The following is a 16,195-nucleotide window of genomic DNA, read 5'->3' on the forward strand; positions in this document are numbered from 1 at the left end:
ATGAATTTTATAAAAAATAACCTGGCCAATGTTTTGACGCTCGGAAACCTGTTTTCCGGATGTGTGGGAGCCATCCATCTTATTACAGGGGATTATGCCGTTACAGCGCTGTGCCTCATATTTTCACTGGTCCTCGATTTTTTCGACGGATTCGTTGCCCGCGCCCTGAAGGCCAACTCCAGCCTGGGTGTCCAGCTGGATTCGCTTGCTGATATGGTGAGCTTTGGGCTGCTTCCCGGACTGACGATGTTCAAAGCACTGGAACCGTTCGGAAATATACTGGCAGGCATTCATTTTCCTTTTGAGATAAAATACATCGGACTGATTATCACTCTTTTTTCCTGTCTGCGCCTGGCTATTTTTAATATTGATGAGGAACAGAAATATTACTTCAAAGGATTAAATACACCATCCAATACGGTCCTTGTTTTCGGGTTGTACTACGCAGATCAGGAGCATCAGAGCTTTGGGTTTTTATTCGGCAATGCCGGTATTTTAATCCTCCTTACGTTCATTTTGTCCTGGCTGCTGATCAGTCCTGTCAAGATGATCGCCATGAAGTTCAAATCGATGAAGCTAAAAGACAACTATCCGAAGCTGGTTCTGGTGATCGGTGCACTGATTATTGTAGCCATCTTCAGAGTCGCAGGCATACCGATGGTGGTGATCTATTATATGCTGGTTTCTGTTATATTCCGGAAACAGCTTACATCCTGACCTTCAGCAGAAGCAGAGAACATCTATTCAAATAAATCTATTGTTAAATTATCAACCTAAAATAATGAATTTAAAACTCCATAAACCGCTTTGTGTCTTCGATCTAGAAACTACGGGAACCAATATTGGCAAAGACCGCATAGTAGAGATCTGCATCCTTAAGGTATATCCGGATGCTTCCCGTGAAAGCCGGACCTGGCGTGTCAATCCTGAAATGCCAATACCAAAGGAATGCAGTGAAATCCACGGCATCTATGACGAGGACATTAAAGACAGCCCTACCTTTAAAGAAATTGCTCCGAAAGTAATGGAAATGCTTTCAGGCTCTGATCTCGGCGGCTTCAACTCCAACCGTTTCGATGTTCCGCTTTTGGCAGAGGAACTGCTGAGGGTAGGTATGGATTTTGATCTAAGCAAATTCAAACTCGTGGATGCCCAAACGATTTACCATAAAAAGGAACCCAGGAACCTGAGTGCAGCCTATCAGTTTTATTGTGGTAAGACCCTTGAAAATGCCCATTCTGCAGAGGCCGATGTGATGGCTACTTTTGAGGTATTGGATGCGCAGGTGGGAAAATATGAAGATATTCCTAATGAGATTGCTCCTTTAAGTGAGTTCACCTTCCATAACAGGCATGCTGATCTGGCCGGATTTATCGGATATAATGAAAAGCTGGAAGAGGTCTTCAATTTCGGAAAATATAAAGGACAGTGTGTAAAAGTAATTTTCCAGAAGGATCTCGGTTATTTCGGGTGGCTTCAGAATGCAGATTTTCCGTTGTACACGAAAAAGGTATTTACCAAAATACAGTTATCAAGTAAATTTTAATATATGTCAGAATTAGTTCGTTTTAAGTTTTATGAAAATGCCCTTGCTGCCAACAGGGACAAGCAAATCCTTGCCGATGCAGGCATTAACAGCTTTATTGCGAACGAACAGCTTATCCAGTCGGACTGGCTGCTGTCGCAGGCCGTTGGAGGCATTCAGTTGCAGGTCTTTGATGAAGATCTTGAAAAAGCGCAGAAGGCCTTACAGGATTATCAGGAAAACGAACAGTTTTCCCTGGAGGTAGAACATACCATTGAGAATCCGGATTATGATTTTACCTGTCCGAAATGCGGCTCTAACCATATCTACCGGGACGACAGCGCAACCAGCTTTTTCGGCATCTCTATCCTGACCAGCCATACATTCATCTGCTATTATTGCGGCAATGAGTTTTCTCATGCCTGACTAAACCATTTTACGCAACCCATCATTAATCCAATATAAAACCACTGATATGAAGATCATCTGTATAGGAAGAAACTACAGTGAACACGCCAAAGAACTGGGCAACGACATTCCCGAGAAGCCGGTCATCTTTATGAAACCGGATACTGCCGTCCTAAAGGGAAATGACTTTTACATCCCTGAATTTTCAGATGATGTGCATTACGAACTGGAAGTTGTGCTTAAGATTTCGAAAGGCGGAAAGTACATCCAGAAGGAAGCAGCACACAAGCATTATGAAGAAATCGGGCTGGGTATTGATTTTACGGCACGAGATCTCCAGAGCGAACTAAAATCCAAGGGGCTTCCATGGGAACTGGCCAAAGGATTTGACGGTTCTGCCGTAGTTGGAAGCTTTTTTAAGAAAGCATCCTATGACCTGAATACCCTTCAGTTTTCATTGCTTAAAAACAAAGAAAAGGTACAGGATGGGAATACGAAAGATATGATGTTCACTTTCGATGACATTATCGCTTTCGTATCCCAGTATTTCACATTACGGGTAGGCGACCTCATCTTTACCGGAACTCCTAAAGGCGTTGGCAAAGTGGAGGAAAATGATGTTTTGGAAGCATTTCTGGAAGACCAGAAGGTGATTGATATACGTGTGTTGTGATGAGATTTATATAATTTCATCATTTTTTCTTATCTTTAATAGCAAAACCAAGGTTATGATTAATATTGTAGTGCCCGTAGATTTTGGTGATAAAACAGAACAGCTCATTAATGGTGCTGTAAAATTTGCCAAAGATGTTAACGGAAAGATTTACCTGATCCATGTTGCACCTTCAGATATCGGTTTTGCGATCGGTGATATGGGTTTTCAGTATTTTCCGGAAGTAGAAGAAAATGAAATCAGGGAAGAACTGGTTCAGCTGAATAAGATCCAGCAGAAAATTATTGCCCAGGGAGTTGAAAGCGAGCATCTCCTGAAACAGGGAATCGCTAAGGATCTGATTCTGGAGTATGCGCATGATAAAAACGCAGACTACATCGTGGTAGGCTCGCACGGAAGAAGCGAACTGTATGATGTTTTTGTAGGAAGCCTTACCAAAGGCCTGACGAAAAGTTCAGATATCCCTCTGCTGGTACTGCCTATCCAGGAATAAACAGCTGATTCAATACCTGAAAACAGTAGTTTTAGCTGTCCCGTAAAGGTTACGGATTTTCACAAATTGCGTTGATTAATATTTGAGTTTTGTTTTAATGGCCTGCCTGATTTATTGATTATTTCCCTGCAAGCACAGATAAACATCAGTTTCTCAACCATCAAACATAAAAAAACCGATCACACATTGCTGTACTGATCGGTTTTTTATTATATAACCAATTAATTAACCTTCTTTTTTATAGATCTCAGGATCATAATAAGGGTGTTTCCCTTCAGTAGGAGAATGGTAGTCTTTGTCTTTGTTGTTCCCCAGTCTCGATACCAATACATAGCACCAGTATGTGAACAATGTGCAGCAAACAATAAAAAGAATCCAGTTTAAAACATTGCCAAACGCATCAAAGAAACCGAATGTCCATTTGAAAACTTTGCTTAAGAATAGAAAGAAAGACGTCATTATTTTCCTTTTTTAAATTAACTTTGTACAAATTTATAAAAAATGTTTAAATTACTTTCAAAAGAAAGCAATATTTTTTCAATCCCTGTTTATATTGGTTTTCTTCTTTTGGTAGTTATTATATTTAACATCCTGAATTTCAACACTTACGAAGCAATTATTGAAGCAATTACCTTTCTCGGGATTGCCTTGGCATATTTTTGCTTCCATACCATTGCCCTGAATTACCAGACGCATCTGCCGCTGTTTCTTTATACATTTTTTATCTTCAGCCTTTATCCCGGTAGCCTGGATATAGGGATTGCCGTAGCACTGCTCACGAACTCCTTCCTCCTGCTTTTGCTTACGAGTACCGATGAGGACATCAGGAAGAAATCCTATGTTCTGGTAGGGTCTATTATCGCCCTTAATTTTATATTTTTACCTACTACCTGGCCTATGGCGTTTTTTGTCATTATCCACCTCATAGCCACCTCGGAAAGGATCGGACTGAACCTTTTCAGGTTTCTGCTGGGAATCATGCTGATTGCCTTCAGTTATTTTTCTGTGATGTTCTTCTTCAATTTCAGGTCATGGAACCTGGATTATTTCCCCTTCGGAGCGATGAAGATCGTTACAGATTATACCGAGCTGTTCCCATTGATTCCTATTGCTTTGCTGCTGATCTACGCTGTTTATGACCACTTCAGAAACTACAACAAAAAAAGCCCGGTAAGCCGGTATAAATATACTTTCCTGCTGGTGTTTTCACTGGCACAGCTGATCTCCATTGTTCTGTATATGAACAAAAGTTATGAGTATTTACTGCTCCTGGCCTTCCCGTCCAGCATTATCCTGAGCCGCATGCTGAGGTTCATGCCTAAATACTGGATGCAGGAAATAAGCCTGTGGGCTATTATTATCAGCCTGGTGACTTTCAAAGCCGGCAATTATTTCCAATTATTTTAAAAGATTATGATTCAGATTGACGATAAATTGATTTCAGAGGATATATTTTCCGAAGAATTTGTCTGTAACCTTACGAAATGTAAAGGTGCATGTTGCGTAGAAGGTGATGTAGGAGCCCCGCTCGACAAAGATGAGCTGGAAATCCTCAACAATATTTTTGACAAGATCAAACCTTACCTTACCCAAGAAGGCATCAAGGCCCTGGAAGAACAGGGAACATGGACCACAGACCCAATGGATGGCATGTATGTAACCCCAATGGTGGAAGACCGTGAATGTGCCTATGTTACTTTTGATGCGAACGGTATTACAAAATGCGGTATTGAAAAAGCCTATGAAGACGGAGCCATAGACTGGCAGAAGCCGATTTCCTGCCACCTGTACCCTATCCGGATTACAGAATACTCTACATTTACAGCCCTAAATTATCATGAATGGAGCGTATGCAGTGATGCATGCACCCTGGGAAGAGAACTTCAGGTGCCTGTTTACAAATTCCTTAAGACCCCGCTGACCCGTAAGTACGGTGAAGAATTTTATACGGTGTTAAGCGAAGCTGCTGAAGAATGGAAAAAAGAATACGGTTCCTGATGAAAACTTGTATTTAGATCAAAGAATAAAGCCGGACAATGTCCGGCTTTATTATATACTTGATCAGAATATCTTATTTGAAATCTGCATCGGTAACTCCTGAATTGACCGTTACTTTAGTCGTTTTAATCATCACCTGTTGGCCTCTGCCTTCGGCTTCGATCACTTCGGGAAATTTAATGCCGTCTACTGTCATATAGCTTTTCATTACAGCACTACCTTCAGCTGTGCCGGATTTGTAAAGCAGGCCGGTAGCAGCATCGAAATAGAATTTACCTTTATTGGAAGTCAGGACATTATAATCTTTTCCATCAATCTTTTCTACTGTTACCTCTTTAAAGCTGGAAGCATCATATCCTAGAGCATCGATAACTTTGCTTTTTTTAAGTTCTGCAATTTTATCAGCAGGAATATCGGTTTTCTGCCCCATCTGGTCAATGTAACCTTTCTCACCGTCAAACACCTGAACTATTTTCTGTCCCATTACAGACTGCTCAGACCTGAATTTATTGCCCATCTTCTTAGTGACCATGGAAATTTCCATTCCCTGTACACTCAGTGTATTATCCATAATCACAGATTTTACGGATTCAAGCTTCTCTTTTCCGCCCAGAGCCTTCAGATAATTATCAATAACTTCTTTAGGGGTTAATTTAGATACTTTCGCCTCCGTTTTTACTGAAGCTGCAGCAGTTGTTTGCTGTGCGGCTAAAGGAGTAGCAAAAAGTGCGGCACATACAAACGGAATGATCATCTTTTTCATAAAGTTAGTTTAGGACGTAAATATAGCAATATTGTGTGAATTAAGGACATCTTACCTACAAATAAAAAGCCACCGGAATTCCGGTGGCTCTTCTCCTCTGTAAGGATGATTATTTTTTAAGTTCTTCCAAGAATTCATCGTGAGAGATCACAGTTTCTTTCTTGTCTGCTTTCTCAAGGATTACATCTTTAAGTTTAGCCATGGCTACTTCAGAAGAAATCTGTCTTACCTGTTCCTGGTCTTTCAGCATTTCAACAGCATAGCTCTGGATCTCTTCATCCCCTAAGTGGTGGATTCCGTAGATAGCCAACTGGTTTCTTACCAATTGTTCAGCCTGAGCCAATACATCAGCGTAGTCAATTTTCACATCGTTATCCGTCATCAGTTTACCTTCGATGATCTGATATTTCAACTGGTTTTTCTCTGCTTCAAGGATTTCTTTAGCCTGCTCTTCAGACTGGATGTTCTGGTTAGAGAATACCAACCATTTTACCAGGAACGCTTCCGGAAGTTTTACTTCTTCTTTCTCCGTTACCTGCTCCAATACTTTGTTTACGAAATGAACGTCAGCATTCTGCTGGAAATATTCGTCCAGTTCAGACTTTACTTTTTCTTTAAGAGCTTCTTCGGAAGTGATGTTTCCTTCTCCGTATACTTTATCAAAAAGTTCCTGGTTCAGTTCGGCTAATTTAAGGCTGTAGAAGTCTTTTACTTTTACTTCAACTTCGTCATGGTGCAGGTGCTCCACTTCGTCTTTGCTGAATCCTAATTCTTTAGCCAGCTCTTCATTACCCGCAAGAGTTTCTTTGGAAACTTTTACGGTTCCGTCCATTTTAAGGGACTTTACCAATTTGAAAGCCTCCTTGTTTTCTGCGGTAATCACAGTACTTTTCGGCTGGTGGTGGTGTTCACCTTCCGCACCCTCCTCAACTACCTGAGAGATTTCCAGTGCGATATAGGAATCTTTATTGATTTTTTCCTGAGGCTCCTGCTCTGCGAAACGCTTCTGCATGTTCTCAATGCTCTTGTTGATCTCTTTTTCAGAAGCTTCCACTTTGTAGTGAGGCGCTTCATATTTAGAAAGATCTATGGTGAATTCAGGCTCATACCCTACTTCAAAAGCTACTTCCAGCTGATCTGCATTGTAATCGAATTCATTGACTGGCTGAGGAACCGGCTGCCCTACAAGTCTCAGTTTGTTTTCGTTTACATAGCCATTCAGGGCATCGGAAACCTGCTTGTTGATTTCTTCGAATGCAATCCCTGCTTCATATTGTCTTCTAACCATACTTAAAGGCACTTTCCCTTTTCTGAAACCAGGAACTTGCGCATTTTTAGCATAATTAATCAACTGCTTTTCTACTTTTTCTTTGTAGTCAGATTTTTCCAATGTTACGGTAAGCAATGCACTTACGTCATCATGGTTTTGTGCGGTAACCTTCATTATTGATTAAAATTTTAGGTTGCAAAAATATGAATTTTTTATCAAAATAACTCATTTCAAATAAATTCTTAAGCATCAAATATTTATCAGCAAAAAACCACCGGGAGTTCCGGTGGTTTTTATCATCATCATTTGTGCATTAGTTAATGATATTGTAAGTAGCCTGAGCATCTGTTTCACCTCCTGTATGACTTCCGTATACCACTCCGTTTCCGCTTACAGATGAAGCTTCGGAAACTGTAACCGGCTCATGGAATAAGGTTAGAATAAGCTGGCTTTGAGCAGACGCATTTTTTATGGCTTTATTAACCACCCATTTTGTTTTTAACCCTACATGTTTACCGTCTGCTCTGGTAGAAGAAGCATCATCGGTACGGGTAAGTGTAATATCAGAATTCGGGAAGTTGTACACCAGGAAGTGTTCGTCTTTTGCATCCCGGATTTCCTGTGTGGCATCTTCATCCCCGTTTTTAAAGATCACTTCTACACTATAAGTATGTCCATCTGTAAGTTTTACATTAGGATTAGATGTGCTGTTCACCTGATAATCATATACTACCGATGCTCCTGTACCATCGTCGGTTACTTTAAGAAGGACATCAGAAAGTTCTTCCTGTGGAAGGTCATCCGCTTCATCATCGCTTCGGTTACACGAAACCAATCCTAAGGAAAAAACGATGGCTAAAAGGCCTAAAATGAATGCTGTATTTTTAAATGTATTTTTCATAACTGAGATTTAAATTTGTTAAAATTGATATTTAAGCGTTAAAATAAAATTTCTCCCCATTTCGTCGGAGAAGAACCGTAACCTATTGAGATAGTCTCTATAGGTTTTGTTGAAAACATTGCGGACTGAAAAATCAATCCCGAAATTTTTAGACAGATTGACCCCTGTCTGGAGGTTCCAGAGCGAATATCCGTCCGGAGGAGTGGAAATATCCACACTCTGCTTGAACGAGTTCCCGTCTGAATCATACCTTGTGATCAGGATGTTGTAGACCGGAAACCTGGTCTGTTTCAGGAGCGTATTGTTGCTCACATTGAAATAAAAGTTCTTCCATTTTTCGTTATGATACTCCAGGGTATTGTTAATGTTGGGAGGCATCATAAGAATAAGAGGAACCTGATGGGTAAGGTCCTGTCCGTATACATACGAGGCATTTCCTTTATAAGTAAGATGATCCGAGATCTTCAGCTGTGCATCCACATCAATCCCGTACATCTTCGCGTCGATCTGCTGATATGAGTAAACGACAAAATCCCCTCCCCATTGGGTATTCTGGTACCCCGTAGGAATCTGATTGATGAAGTTTTTAGTATGAAAGAAATAAGGGTTTACGGAGATATTCAGCCCCTGCAGAAGATTGATCCTTGCATCTGCAATAAGGTTGAACTGATCTCCCATCTCATTTTTCATCCGCATATCCCCTTTCTCTATGATTGCTGCGGAATGGTGAAGCCCGTCTGCAAAAAGTTCTGCAATATTCGGAGACCTTGCCACTCTTGCATAATTGAATTTAAGGCTGAAGTTATCTGCCGGGCGGTAAACGATCCCTGCATTCGCTGAAATATTGTTATAATTCAGCTGCGGCCTGGTCAGAATCCTGTTCTGGTTGATCCGCACTACAAAATCCTTGTAATCATTCGCATACAGCTTATTCCAGTCTGACAGGTCATACCATTTGGTCACATCGTAACGGTCGAAATCATATCTTCCGCCAACTTCTACCTCCAGTTTAGGCAATATCTTGTACTTGTAGACAGAATAAATGCCTGCATAATACCTGTCGTAATTAGGAATTAGCCTTCGTGCTTCAGTCTGCGGATTGGAGTAATTATTCTGGTACCCTGCATCAATTCCTGTTTCAAGGCTCCATTTTTCTCTTTCTATAAGGTGGTTGATGTTAAGGTCATTTGTAATCAGCTCCAGGTCCAGGCCAGGTTTTTTGCTTAAGGCTTCCGTACGACGGATATCATATTCTTTCCTGTGGTTGTACTGGAAACTATAGGTAGCGGTCAGTTTTCCGAAATCCCCGAATCTCTGATACACGGAAATCTTAGCGATATGATGTTCGATCTCCTGTCTTGGATTATCGATATCATAGGAAAATTTCCTTTTGTAAATAGGCTGCTGCGAAGATAAGGCTTCATACAGGTCTTCTGCAGACCCTACATGTGAGCTCCTTAAAATCCCGATGGAATTATCTGTGAGGTAATAGTCGAAAGAAAATCCTCTATCAAAGTTCATCTTCTGTACCCCAAAATTAAACCCATAGTTCTGTACTCCCGTATTCATCAGGCCGTAATCGGCCGTCTGGAGGTCGCCCAGTTTTTTAAAGCTTCCGTTGGTTTTCACTGCCCAGCCATCTTTCCATGTTTTAGCCAGTTTCACATTAAGACTGGCACCGCGCCCATTGCTGATTCCCGATAACGAGACCGCACCCATAATGGTATCTTTACGGGGAAGGATCTGAGGCTGAAGTACGACTACTCCACCCACAGCACCGCTGCCGTATTTAAGTGCAGATGCCCCTTTGATCACATCAATATGCTCAAAGTTGTTGACGTCTACATTGGGAGCATGCTCCACACCCCATTCCTGCTCAGCAAGCCTTACGCCATCATTAATGATGGATACCCTACTGCCATAAAGGCCATGGATAATGGGCTTGGAAATATTATTCCCTGTTTTAAGGGCATTGACGCCGGATATATTGGTAAGCATATTACCGAGGTTTTCCGTAATATTCCTGGATATATCCGTTTTGTCGAGCGTTTTCACTACCATGCTGCCATTATTCTTATGGCTGCCATGCACGGTCACCGTTTCGATTTCCTCAATATGATGTTCAAGTGTTATGGCAAGCTGGAGGTTTCCGTTTACATTTACATTTTCAGTGTAATCATGGCAGTCCGGATGTTTCGCCAGCAAAGTATAGGTCCCGGCAGGAATTGCACCGAACGAAAACCTTCCTTTAGCATCGGTTTTCGAACTGTATTTGCCAAGAATGATTTCAGCATTAACAAGGGGGGTCTTATCGTGCATATCTTTGACCGTCCCTTCCACACTGTATGTTTTTTGTGCGTTTATGAATACCAATCCGAAGCAGACCAGCAATAAACCGTATATCAGTTTCATTATACAATAAATTGATTGTGTACTGTTTACAGTACATTGACGTAAAAATTTTGAGATTAATGGTTGACCGTCGTTCAGAAAAACATCAGATATTCTGATTCACAGCAGTCGCGGGATCATGTGCATCTATCAGATAGGTGTACATACGGACATTGAAAGTCAAATCCATTAAAACCGTTAAAAATAAAATGTAGTTTAAGAAACTGAGGGCGGGCCGCGTAGCCTGAAATTAAATTTGATCTGATCCCATAATTTTTCCTGAACAGCTATCATCTGTTCCGCTTCATGAGAAGCGTGCTCAAAAGTTAAACTGAATTCTTCAGGGATAAGGGTATTTCCGGTAGCAAGGAAATGACACGCAAGACAGTCGCCGGATTTAGCTTTAGCACCAGTCTTCGCCATGGTGTTCTCCTTATTTTTAAGATTGAATCCCTTAAAAATATCAGACCGATCATGATGATGAAAGCTTTGGGAAAACAGCGCAAGAAAATAGATCCCAAATAGCAATTTGGAAATAAAATTCTTCAGATTTCTGTTTTCTCTAAAAATCATGCCTCAAAAGTATAAAAATAAATCAGAAAACCCTATTAAAGTTTCCTTAAAATGCTTTGCAGACAGGTAACGTATATAAATATTGATGCTCAAAAGAAAATAAATGGCCGTACTAACACAATCATAACGCTTCAGAATTTTGAAGATATGTAACCTTTATTACTCATTTATTCCGACCTTAAAATTTTGACTGATCAGCCTTGCCAGGGTTTCACCCTGACAACGTTATTGATTATATCTTTAAAACCGGGTCAATGCGAACAAGAAAGTTTAATCCAGCTGCGAGCCGAGGTATTCCCACTCCTGTAAAGCCAGTTCAAGCTCTTCTTTTGTCTTATTATATTTTTCCAGCGTATCTTCAGAAGGGTTTTCTTTGGTAAAAGACGCTTCAAACTCTTCCACTTTTGTTTCAAGTTCAGAAATTTTCTCTTCTACTTTTTTAATTTTATTCTGAATGTTCTTCTGTTCTTTACTGACTATAGCTGATTGCTGACCGGAAACCGGTTCAGGCTTCTCTTCCGCTTTTTTAGCCTCCGGTTTAGCAACTTCATTGTGAAGCTTTGCTTTTTCCGCCGAAATTTCGCGGATCGATTCCTTCTGCCTGAATTCAAGGTATTCATTGATATCCCCTAAGAATTCCTTCATCTTTCCGTCACGGAACTCATAAATCTTGTCACAAAGCCCTTGCAGGAATTCCCTGTCGTGAGAAATCACGATGAGTGTCCCTTCAAATTTCTGTAAAGCCAGCTTGATGATTTCTTTGGACTGGATATCCAGGTGGTTGGTAGGTTCGTCCATGATCAACGTATTGAAAGGACGCAACAGCAGTTTACAAAGTGCCAGACGGTTTCTTTCTCCTCCGGAAAGCACTTTCGTCTTTTTATTGACCGCTTCACCCTGGAACAGGAAAGATCCTAATAAATCCCGTACTCTAGGCCTTGTTTCTTCCGTTGCAGCATCTTCCGCTTCTTCCTGAACGGTTTTATTCGGAGTTAAAACTTCTTCCTGGTTCTGGGCAAAATACCCGATATTTACATTATGGCCAAGGTTCCATGAACCTGAATAATCTTTAATGTCTCCTGCAAGGATTTTAGCCAGCGTTGTTTTCCCCTGCCCGTTCTGTCCCAGGAGTGCAATCCTGTCTCCTCGCTGGACCATAAAATCCACATTATCAAAAATCTGTTTTTCACCATAGGCCTTCCCTAAGTTTTCAGCTTCAAAGATGACCTTCCCCGGAACTACCGACTGTACAAAACGGATGTTGAATTTGGAAACGTCTTCGTTATCCACCTCGATACGCTCGATCTTATCCAGCTTCTTGATCAATGACTGAGCGAATGAAGCTTTGGTTGCGCTTGCACGGAATTTATTGATGTTGTCCTCCATCTGCTTGATTTCCGCATCCTGATTCTTTTTGGCCTGAATCAGCTTTTCACGGCGGTCCTCACGCATGATGAGATATTTGGAATAATTAGCCTTATAATCATCCACCTTTTTATTGTTGATATCAAAGGTACGGTTGCATACGGCCGTCATGAACTGCTTATCGTGACTTACCAGTACGATGGCACCGGGATAATCTTTCAGGAAGTTTTCAAGCCAGATGATAGATTCCATATCAAGGTGGTTGGTAGGCTCATCGAGAAGCATGATATCATTTTTCTGAAGCAGCAGCTTGGCCAGCTCGATCCTCATCCTCCAGCCTCCGGAAAATTCATCTGTGATTTTCTGGAAATCATCTGCTTTGAAACCAAGACCGAAGAGTACTTTTTCCATATCGCCCTCCAGGTTGTAAGCATCATGGTTCATCAGAAGATCATTCAGTTCTGTCATCCTGTTGATCAGGTCCGTATAGGAATCGCTTTCGTAATCGGTCCTGGTCACCATCTGGTGGTTCACTTCTTCCAATTCGTTCTTCCAGGCATTGATCTGCTCAAAAGCCTGCATGGTTTCAGCCCAAACCGTTCTTCCTTTCACAAAATCAAGGTCCTGCTTCAGGAAACCGATGGTAACATTCCCTTCCGGAACAACATTCCCTTCGTAAAAGCTGATTTCTCCGGAGAGCATTTTGAGCAATGTGGATTTACCGGCCCCGTTTTTACCGACCAATCCTACTTTATCATCTTTTTTGATGGTGAAATTCACATTTTGAAACAGATAGTTTCCCGAATGATGTAATCCTAAACCTTGAACCGAAAGCATTGTAAATAATGATTAAAATTTCCGGGGGCAAAAATACGGAAAAAGAAACGAATTACAGAGAAATAAAAAAGAGCTGCCCGCTAAGGGCAGCTCACACCTAAATTAAAACTGAAAAGGACTAACATTTGTTATAGAAATTTTCCTTTATCAATATCGTACGGTTCCAATCGCTGTTGTTCGGGATATTGGTACCTAATGCATAATCTATGACAGAATCTTCCGATAGCAGGAGATCTGAATGTATTACCGAATCTACCGAATCCACATGGTAGCCTTTGGCATTGCTCGGCATGTTGAGCCCATTGTTGATGAGTTCTGCATCCACTTCTGTATTTTCTGCTGACATGCTTTTGTAAAGGCCAAAGTTGGCAGAAACATGCAGGTAACCGGTTAATTTCTGAAAGTCATATACTGGTTTAGGACCGGAAGGAAAAAGCTTCATGTACCGGCGCAATTCTTCGGACAGTTCAGACAAGTAAGGGTGCCTCATGCCATCAATGGCAAAATCGGAATCGCTGAAACCGGTGCTGAAAACCGCAGTAATATTATTGGTCTCTTCCAGCATCAGCAGACCGTATATTTTTGAGAGGTCGTTATATACCTTGTTTTTAATGATGTAAGCCTGTGAAAAAAAGGTACCTTCATCAATTTCATAATTTTTCAGCGAATAGTTCCATAATTTATTCCCGGATGAGTCTTTAGCGGTATTCCTGATGTTTTCCACGTAATACACCACATCATTACTGGTGATATGTTCTCCTGAAATATAAACGGACTGCGACCCCTCAAGATAGCCTCCTCCAATATCGGCATGTACGCCTGGAACAAAAATCTCCCTGAGAACACCCTGCGTGGCACGGAATTCAGAATCTGCTTTATCTTTTGAATCTTCAAAAAAGCCTGTAAGTGGGAAAAAGTATCTGCATTCGTTTACTGCACAGATGTGCAATCCGGCCTCAACAGCTTCATTTACCGTGACATCATAAGTATTGAACGGAGCTGATTCCACCGTATCGAAAACTCCTAAAAATTTAGTCCGGATTGTTTTTCCATACTGTGGAGCCGACTGCATCAATTGGTTACAGAAAGTCCTGGCAAGCATGGCACCTCGGCTGAATCCGTAAATGTAAAAATGGTATTCCTGAGAAAGTCCATGGAGTTTTTCTGTTACAAAAGCCGAGGCTGCCGCGAGTTTGTCATCGCAGGAATAGCCCTGGAAACCTTTCGGGTTTTTACAGATGGCCATGGCAAAATCACTGTCTTCAGCACCGGTTACGGTTCCGATTCCTTCAACATATATTTTTTCATCACCCTGGAACAGCCCGAAAAGTTTGTAAATATTTGTAGGACAGCCGTAATAGCTTTCATTGTTTTTAGCCGGCTTTACCGGGGAGCCGGCATTGATTCCGTTGTTTCCTGTCCCGTCGAAAAAAATACCGATAGAAATAATATTGTTCTTCATTCTTATAACTCTACCCTTTTAAGTCGGGACAATTGTTGCCTGAACTTTATGGGAATGAACAAAATAACAATGAAAAAAAACGGATTGATACCGTAAAAAATACCAAATAAAAAAATCCGTACTTCTACGGAATTATATTCTTTCTAGCGGGTGAATGTTGTTGATGATGGCATAGATAACAATACCTACCGTATTTTTAGCACCTATTTTTTCAACAATCCTTTGGCGGTGGCTTTCTACAGTCCGGGGACTGATGAAAAGCTTGTCAGCAATTTCATGGTTGGTAAATTCCTGGCAGATCAGCTTAACTACATCTTTTTCACGTTCGGAGAGTTCGTCATCCATTTCAAAAAGGCTTTTCTTTTTGGTCGTGCTGTTCATGTAGGAAAGCAGCATCTGATGGTCTCCTGGTGTAAAAAACACTCCGTTTTTATGCACCATGGTGATGGCTTCTATAAAGGTTTTCCGGTCTGAATTCTTAGGCAGGAATGCAGATACGCCCAATTTAACCATATACCCCAGGATTGAGGTTTTGTAATGTGAAGAAAGAATAATAATCTTCAGGTCAGGATAGTTTTCTTTGAGGAGGGCTACCAGCTCAAACCCGTTCATCGGCTTCATCTGGACATCCACCAGGGCTATATCCGGAAAGTCGCCGGCTTCCAGGCCTGCAAGGCGCTCGATAAAATCGGGTCCGCTGTTGGAGGTAAGGCATACTGAGATATTTTGTTCCGTAGACAGCAACATTTTTACGCCTTCAAGGATCAGTTGTTCGTCATCAATCAGGGCTATCTTGATAGGAGGATTCATTAGCATATGGAATTTTAATGATTAAACGGCTTCCTTTATTCATAATATTTTTCCATTTGTGTAATGCATTCATAGACTTGATGCGGGATTCGATATTTTTGATACCCATGCCTTTTTTTACGGCTTCGTATTCAAAACTCTGTCCGTTATCCGAAATCACCACAGATAGGTTACCGGGGTTATCCTTGATGTAGATCCAGACTCTTGTCGCTTCGGAATGTTTCAGGACATTTGTGGTAAACTCCTGAATAATCCGGTATAATTGCACCTCTATAAAGATATTCTTTTTTTTGTATTTAGGCCCAACATTGAGTGAAATATTAATCCTGTTGGACAAATTGGCTATAAGTTCCTCTATATACAGGACCAGGCCAACAGAATCCAGGTTCACCGGATATAATGAATGGGAAATGGTCCTGGCTGCATCGATGAGGGAAGACATCTGCGCGGCTATATTTTTCCTGATCAGTTCATCTCCTTTGGTATCCAGGTTATTGAGCCACAGGGAAAGGATGTTGAGCCGGTTTCCAATATCATCATGAATCATGACCGCAATTCTTTTACGTTCTTCTTCCTGTGCCCTTATATTTTCCAGCACCAGATTTTTTTGATGCTGAACTTCCGCCTCATACTGGGTATTCTTTTCTTCGATAATCCTGTTGATGAAAGCACGGTAGGCCAGCAAGCCAAAAACGATTATAACTGTTACGGCAACAATTATAAGCA

17 protein-coding genes are annotated in these 16,195 nt (G+C 41.1%); 7 read left to right on the plus strand and 10 right to left on the minus strand.

What is annotated here, in order from left to right:
- From QE404_RS12195 to QE404_RS12215, 5 genes are all read left to right on the plus strand, one after another.
- Window positions 1–717: a CDP-alcohol phosphatidyltransferase family protein gene (locus QE404_RS12195; protein WP_307450808.1), complete on the plus strand. Its 717-nt coding sequence runs from the start codon at window positions 1–3 to the stop codon at window positions 715–717.
- A gap of 64 nt (window positions 718–781) precedes the next feature.
- Window positions 782–1,546, plus strand: coding sequence for a 3'-5' exonuclease (locus QE404_RS12200; RefSeq protein ID WP_307450810.1), 765 nt, complete (start codon window positions 782–784; stop codon window positions 1,544–1,546).
- A gap of 3 nt (window positions 1,547–1,549) precedes the next feature.
- Entirely contained in the window at window positions 1,550–1,951 is a 402-nt protein-coding gene (locus QE404_RS12205) for a putative signal transducing protein (protein WP_307450812.1), read from the plus strand.
- 49 nt (window positions 1,952–2,000) lie between these two features.
- Window positions 2,001–2,606 (plus strand): fumarylacetoacetate hydrolase family protein, encoded by a 606-nt coding sequence (locus tag QE404_RS12210; protein WP_307450814.1) that lies wholly within the window; start codon window positions 2,001–2,003, stop codon window positions 2,604–2,606.
- Window positions 2,607–2,661: 55 nt separating this feature from the next.
- Complete coding sequence (locus QE404_RS12215) at window positions 2,662–3,099, plus strand: universal stress protein (RefSeq protein ID WP_307450816.1); 438 nt, start codon at window positions 2,662–2,664, stop codon at window positions 3,097–3,099.
- A gap of 225 nt (window positions 3,100–3,324) precedes the next feature.
- Here QE404_RS12215 and QE404_RS12220 read toward each other — a convergent pair whose 3' ends face one another.
- Window positions 3,325–3,558 (minus strand): DUF6341 family protein, encoded by a 234-nt coding sequence (locus QE404_RS12220; RefSeq protein ID WP_100075395.1) that lies wholly within the window; start codon window positions 3,556–3,558, stop codon window positions 3,325–3,327.
- Window positions 3,559–3,600: 42 nt separating this feature from the next.
- Here QE404_RS12220 and QE404_RS12225 point away from each other — a divergent pair, with 42 nt between their 5' ends.
- Window positions 3,601–4,506 carry a DUF6427 family protein gene (locus QE404_RS12225; protein WP_307450820.1) on the plus strand — a complete coding sequence of 302 codons (906 nt, stop codon included), beginning with the start codon at window positions 3,601–3,603 and terminating at the stop codon, window positions 4,504–4,506.
- Between the two features lie 6 nt (window positions 4,507–4,512).
- On the plus strand, window positions 4,513–5,097 hold the full coding sequence (locus QE404_RS12230; RefSeq protein ID WP_307450822.1) for a DUF3109 family protein: 585 nt from the start codon (window positions 4,513–4,515) through the stop codon (window positions 5,095–5,097).
- A gap of 73 nt (window positions 5,098–5,170) precedes the next feature.
- On the opposite strand, the gene QE404_RS12235 is transcribed toward QE404_RS12230, so the two are convergent.
- The 9 genes from QE404_RS12235 to QE404_RS12275 form a co-directional block, all read right to left on the minus strand.
- Window positions 5,171–5,860 (minus strand): hypothetical protein, encoded by a 690-nt coding sequence (locus QE404_RS12235; protein ID WP_307450824.1) that lies wholly within the window; start codon window positions 5,858–5,860, stop codon window positions 5,171–5,173.
- A gap of 109 nt (window positions 5,861–5,969) precedes the next feature.
- Window positions 5,970–7,304 carry a trigger factor gene (locus QE404_RS12240; protein WP_307450825.1) on the minus strand — a complete coding sequence of 445 codons (1,335 nt, stop codon included), beginning with the start codon at window positions 7,302–7,304 and terminating at the stop codon, window positions 5,970–5,972.
- A gap of 139 nt (window positions 7,305–7,443) precedes the next feature.
- Window positions 7,444–8,031: a hypothetical protein gene (locus QE404_RS12245; protein WP_307450827.1), complete on the minus strand. Its 588-nt coding sequence runs from the start codon at window positions 8,029–8,031 to the stop codon at window positions 7,444–7,446.
- 18 nt (window positions 8,032–8,049) lie between these two features.
- On the minus strand, window positions 8,050–10,443 hold the full coding sequence (locus QE404_RS12250) for a TonB-dependent receptor (protein WP_307450829.1): 2,394 nt from the start codon (window positions 10,441–10,443) through the stop codon (window positions 8,050–8,052).
- Between the two features lie 195 nt (window positions 10,444–10,638).
- Window positions 10,639–10,995 (minus strand): hypothetical protein, encoded by a 357-nt coding sequence (locus tag QE404_RS12255; RefSeq protein WP_307450831.1) that lies wholly within the window; start codon window positions 10,993–10,995, stop codon window positions 10,639–10,641.
- Window positions 10,996–11,265: 270 nt separating this feature from the next.
- Entirely contained in the window at window positions 11,266–13,197 is a 1,932-nt protein-coding gene (locus QE404_RS12260; RefSeq protein WP_307450832.1) for an ABC-F family ATP-binding cassette domain-containing protein, read from the minus strand.
- Between the two features lie 118 nt (window positions 13,198–13,315).
- Window positions 13,316–14,659 (minus strand): T6SS phospholipase effector Tle1-like catalytic domain-containing protein, encoded by a 1,344-nt coding sequence (locus QE404_RS12265; protein ID WP_307450833.1) that lies wholly within the window; start codon window positions 14,657–14,659, stop codon window positions 13,316–13,318.
- A 132-nt stretch (window positions 14,660–14,791) separates the two neighbouring features.
- Complete coding sequence (locus QE404_RS12270; RefSeq protein ID WP_307450835.1) at window positions 14,792–15,469, minus strand: response regulator transcription factor; 678 nt, start codon at window positions 15,467–15,469, stop codon at window positions 14,792–14,794.
- On the minus strand, window positions 15,438–16,154 hold the full coding sequence (locus QE404_RS12275) for a sensor histidine kinase (RefSeq protein WP_307450837.1): 717 nt from the start codon (window positions 16,152–16,154) through the stop codon (window positions 15,438–15,440). Before QE404_RS12275 ends, QE404_RS12270 begins: the two co-directional genes overlap by 32 nt.
- Window positions 16,155–16,195 lie beyond the last annotated feature (41 nt).

The organism is Chryseobacterium camelliae (assembly GCF_030818575.1).
GTDB classification, from domain to species: domain Bacteria; phylum Bacteroidota; class Bacteroidia; order Flavobacteriales; family Weeksellaceae; genus Chryseobacterium; species Chryseobacterium camelliae_A.

Excerpts from the sequence above, each read along its gene's own strand:
- QE404_RS12195 (WP_307450808.1), top strand. The coding sequence starts at position 1 with ATGAATTTTATAAAAAATAACCTGGCCAATGTTTTGACGCTCGGAAAC.
- QE404_RS12200 (WP_307450810.1), top strand. The coding sequence starts at position 782 with ATGAATTTAAAACTCCATAAACCGCTTTGTGTCTTCGATCTAGAAACT.
- QE404_RS12205 (WP_307450812.1), top strand. The coding sequence starts at position 1,550 with ATGTCAGAATTAGTTCGTTTTAAGTTTTATGAAAATGCCCTTGCTGCC.
- QE404_RS12210 (WP_307450814.1), top strand. The coding sequence starts at position 2,001 with ATGAAGATCATCTGTATAGGAAGAAACTACAGTGAACACGCCAAAGAA.
- QE404_RS12215 (WP_307450816.1), top strand. The coding sequence starts at position 2,662 with ATGATTAATATTGTAGTGCCCGTAGATTTTGGTGATAAAACAGAACAG.
- QE404_RS12220 (WP_100075395.1), bottom strand. The coding sequence starts at position 3,558 with ATGACGTCTTTCTTTCTATTCTTAAGCAAAGTTTTCAAATGGACATTC.
- QE404_RS12225 (WP_307450820.1), top strand. The coding sequence starts at position 3,601 with ATGTTTAAATTACTTTCAAAAGAAAGCAATATTTTTTCAATCCCTGTT.
- QE404_RS12230 (WP_307450822.1), top strand. The coding sequence starts at position 4,513 with ATGATTCAGATTGACGATAAATTGATTTCAGAGGATATATTTTCCGAA.
- QE404_RS12235 (WP_307450824.1), bottom strand. The coding sequence starts at position 5,860 with ATGAAAAAGATGATCATTCCGTTTGTATGTGCCGCACTTTTTGCTACT.
- QE404_RS12240 (WP_307450825.1), bottom strand. The coding sequence starts at position 7,304 with ATGAAGGTTACCGCACAAAACCATGATGACGTAAGTGCATTGCTTACC.
- QE404_RS12245 (WP_307450827.1), bottom strand. The coding sequence starts at position 8,031 with ATGAAAAATACATTTAAAAATACAGCATTCATTTTAGGCCTTTTAGCC.
- QE404_RS12250 (WP_307450829.1), bottom strand. The coding sequence starts at position 10,443 with ATGAAACTGATATACGGTTTATTGCTGGTCTGCTTCGGATTGGTATTC.
- QE404_RS12255 (WP_307450831.1), bottom strand. The coding sequence starts at position 10,995 with ATGATTTTTAGAGAAAACAGAAATCTGAAGAATTTTATTTCCAAATTG.
- QE404_RS12260 (WP_307450832.1), bottom strand. The coding sequence starts at position 13,197 with ATGCTTTCGGTTCAAGGTTTAGGATTACATCATTCGGGAAACTATCTG.
- QE404_RS12265 (WP_307450833.1), bottom strand. The coding sequence starts at position 14,659 with ATGAAGAACAATATTATTTCTATCGGTATTTTTTTCGACGGGACAGGA.
- QE404_RS12270 (WP_307450835.1), bottom strand. The coding sequence starts at position 15,469 with ATGAATCCTCCTATCAAGATAGCCCTGATTGATGACGAACAACTGATC.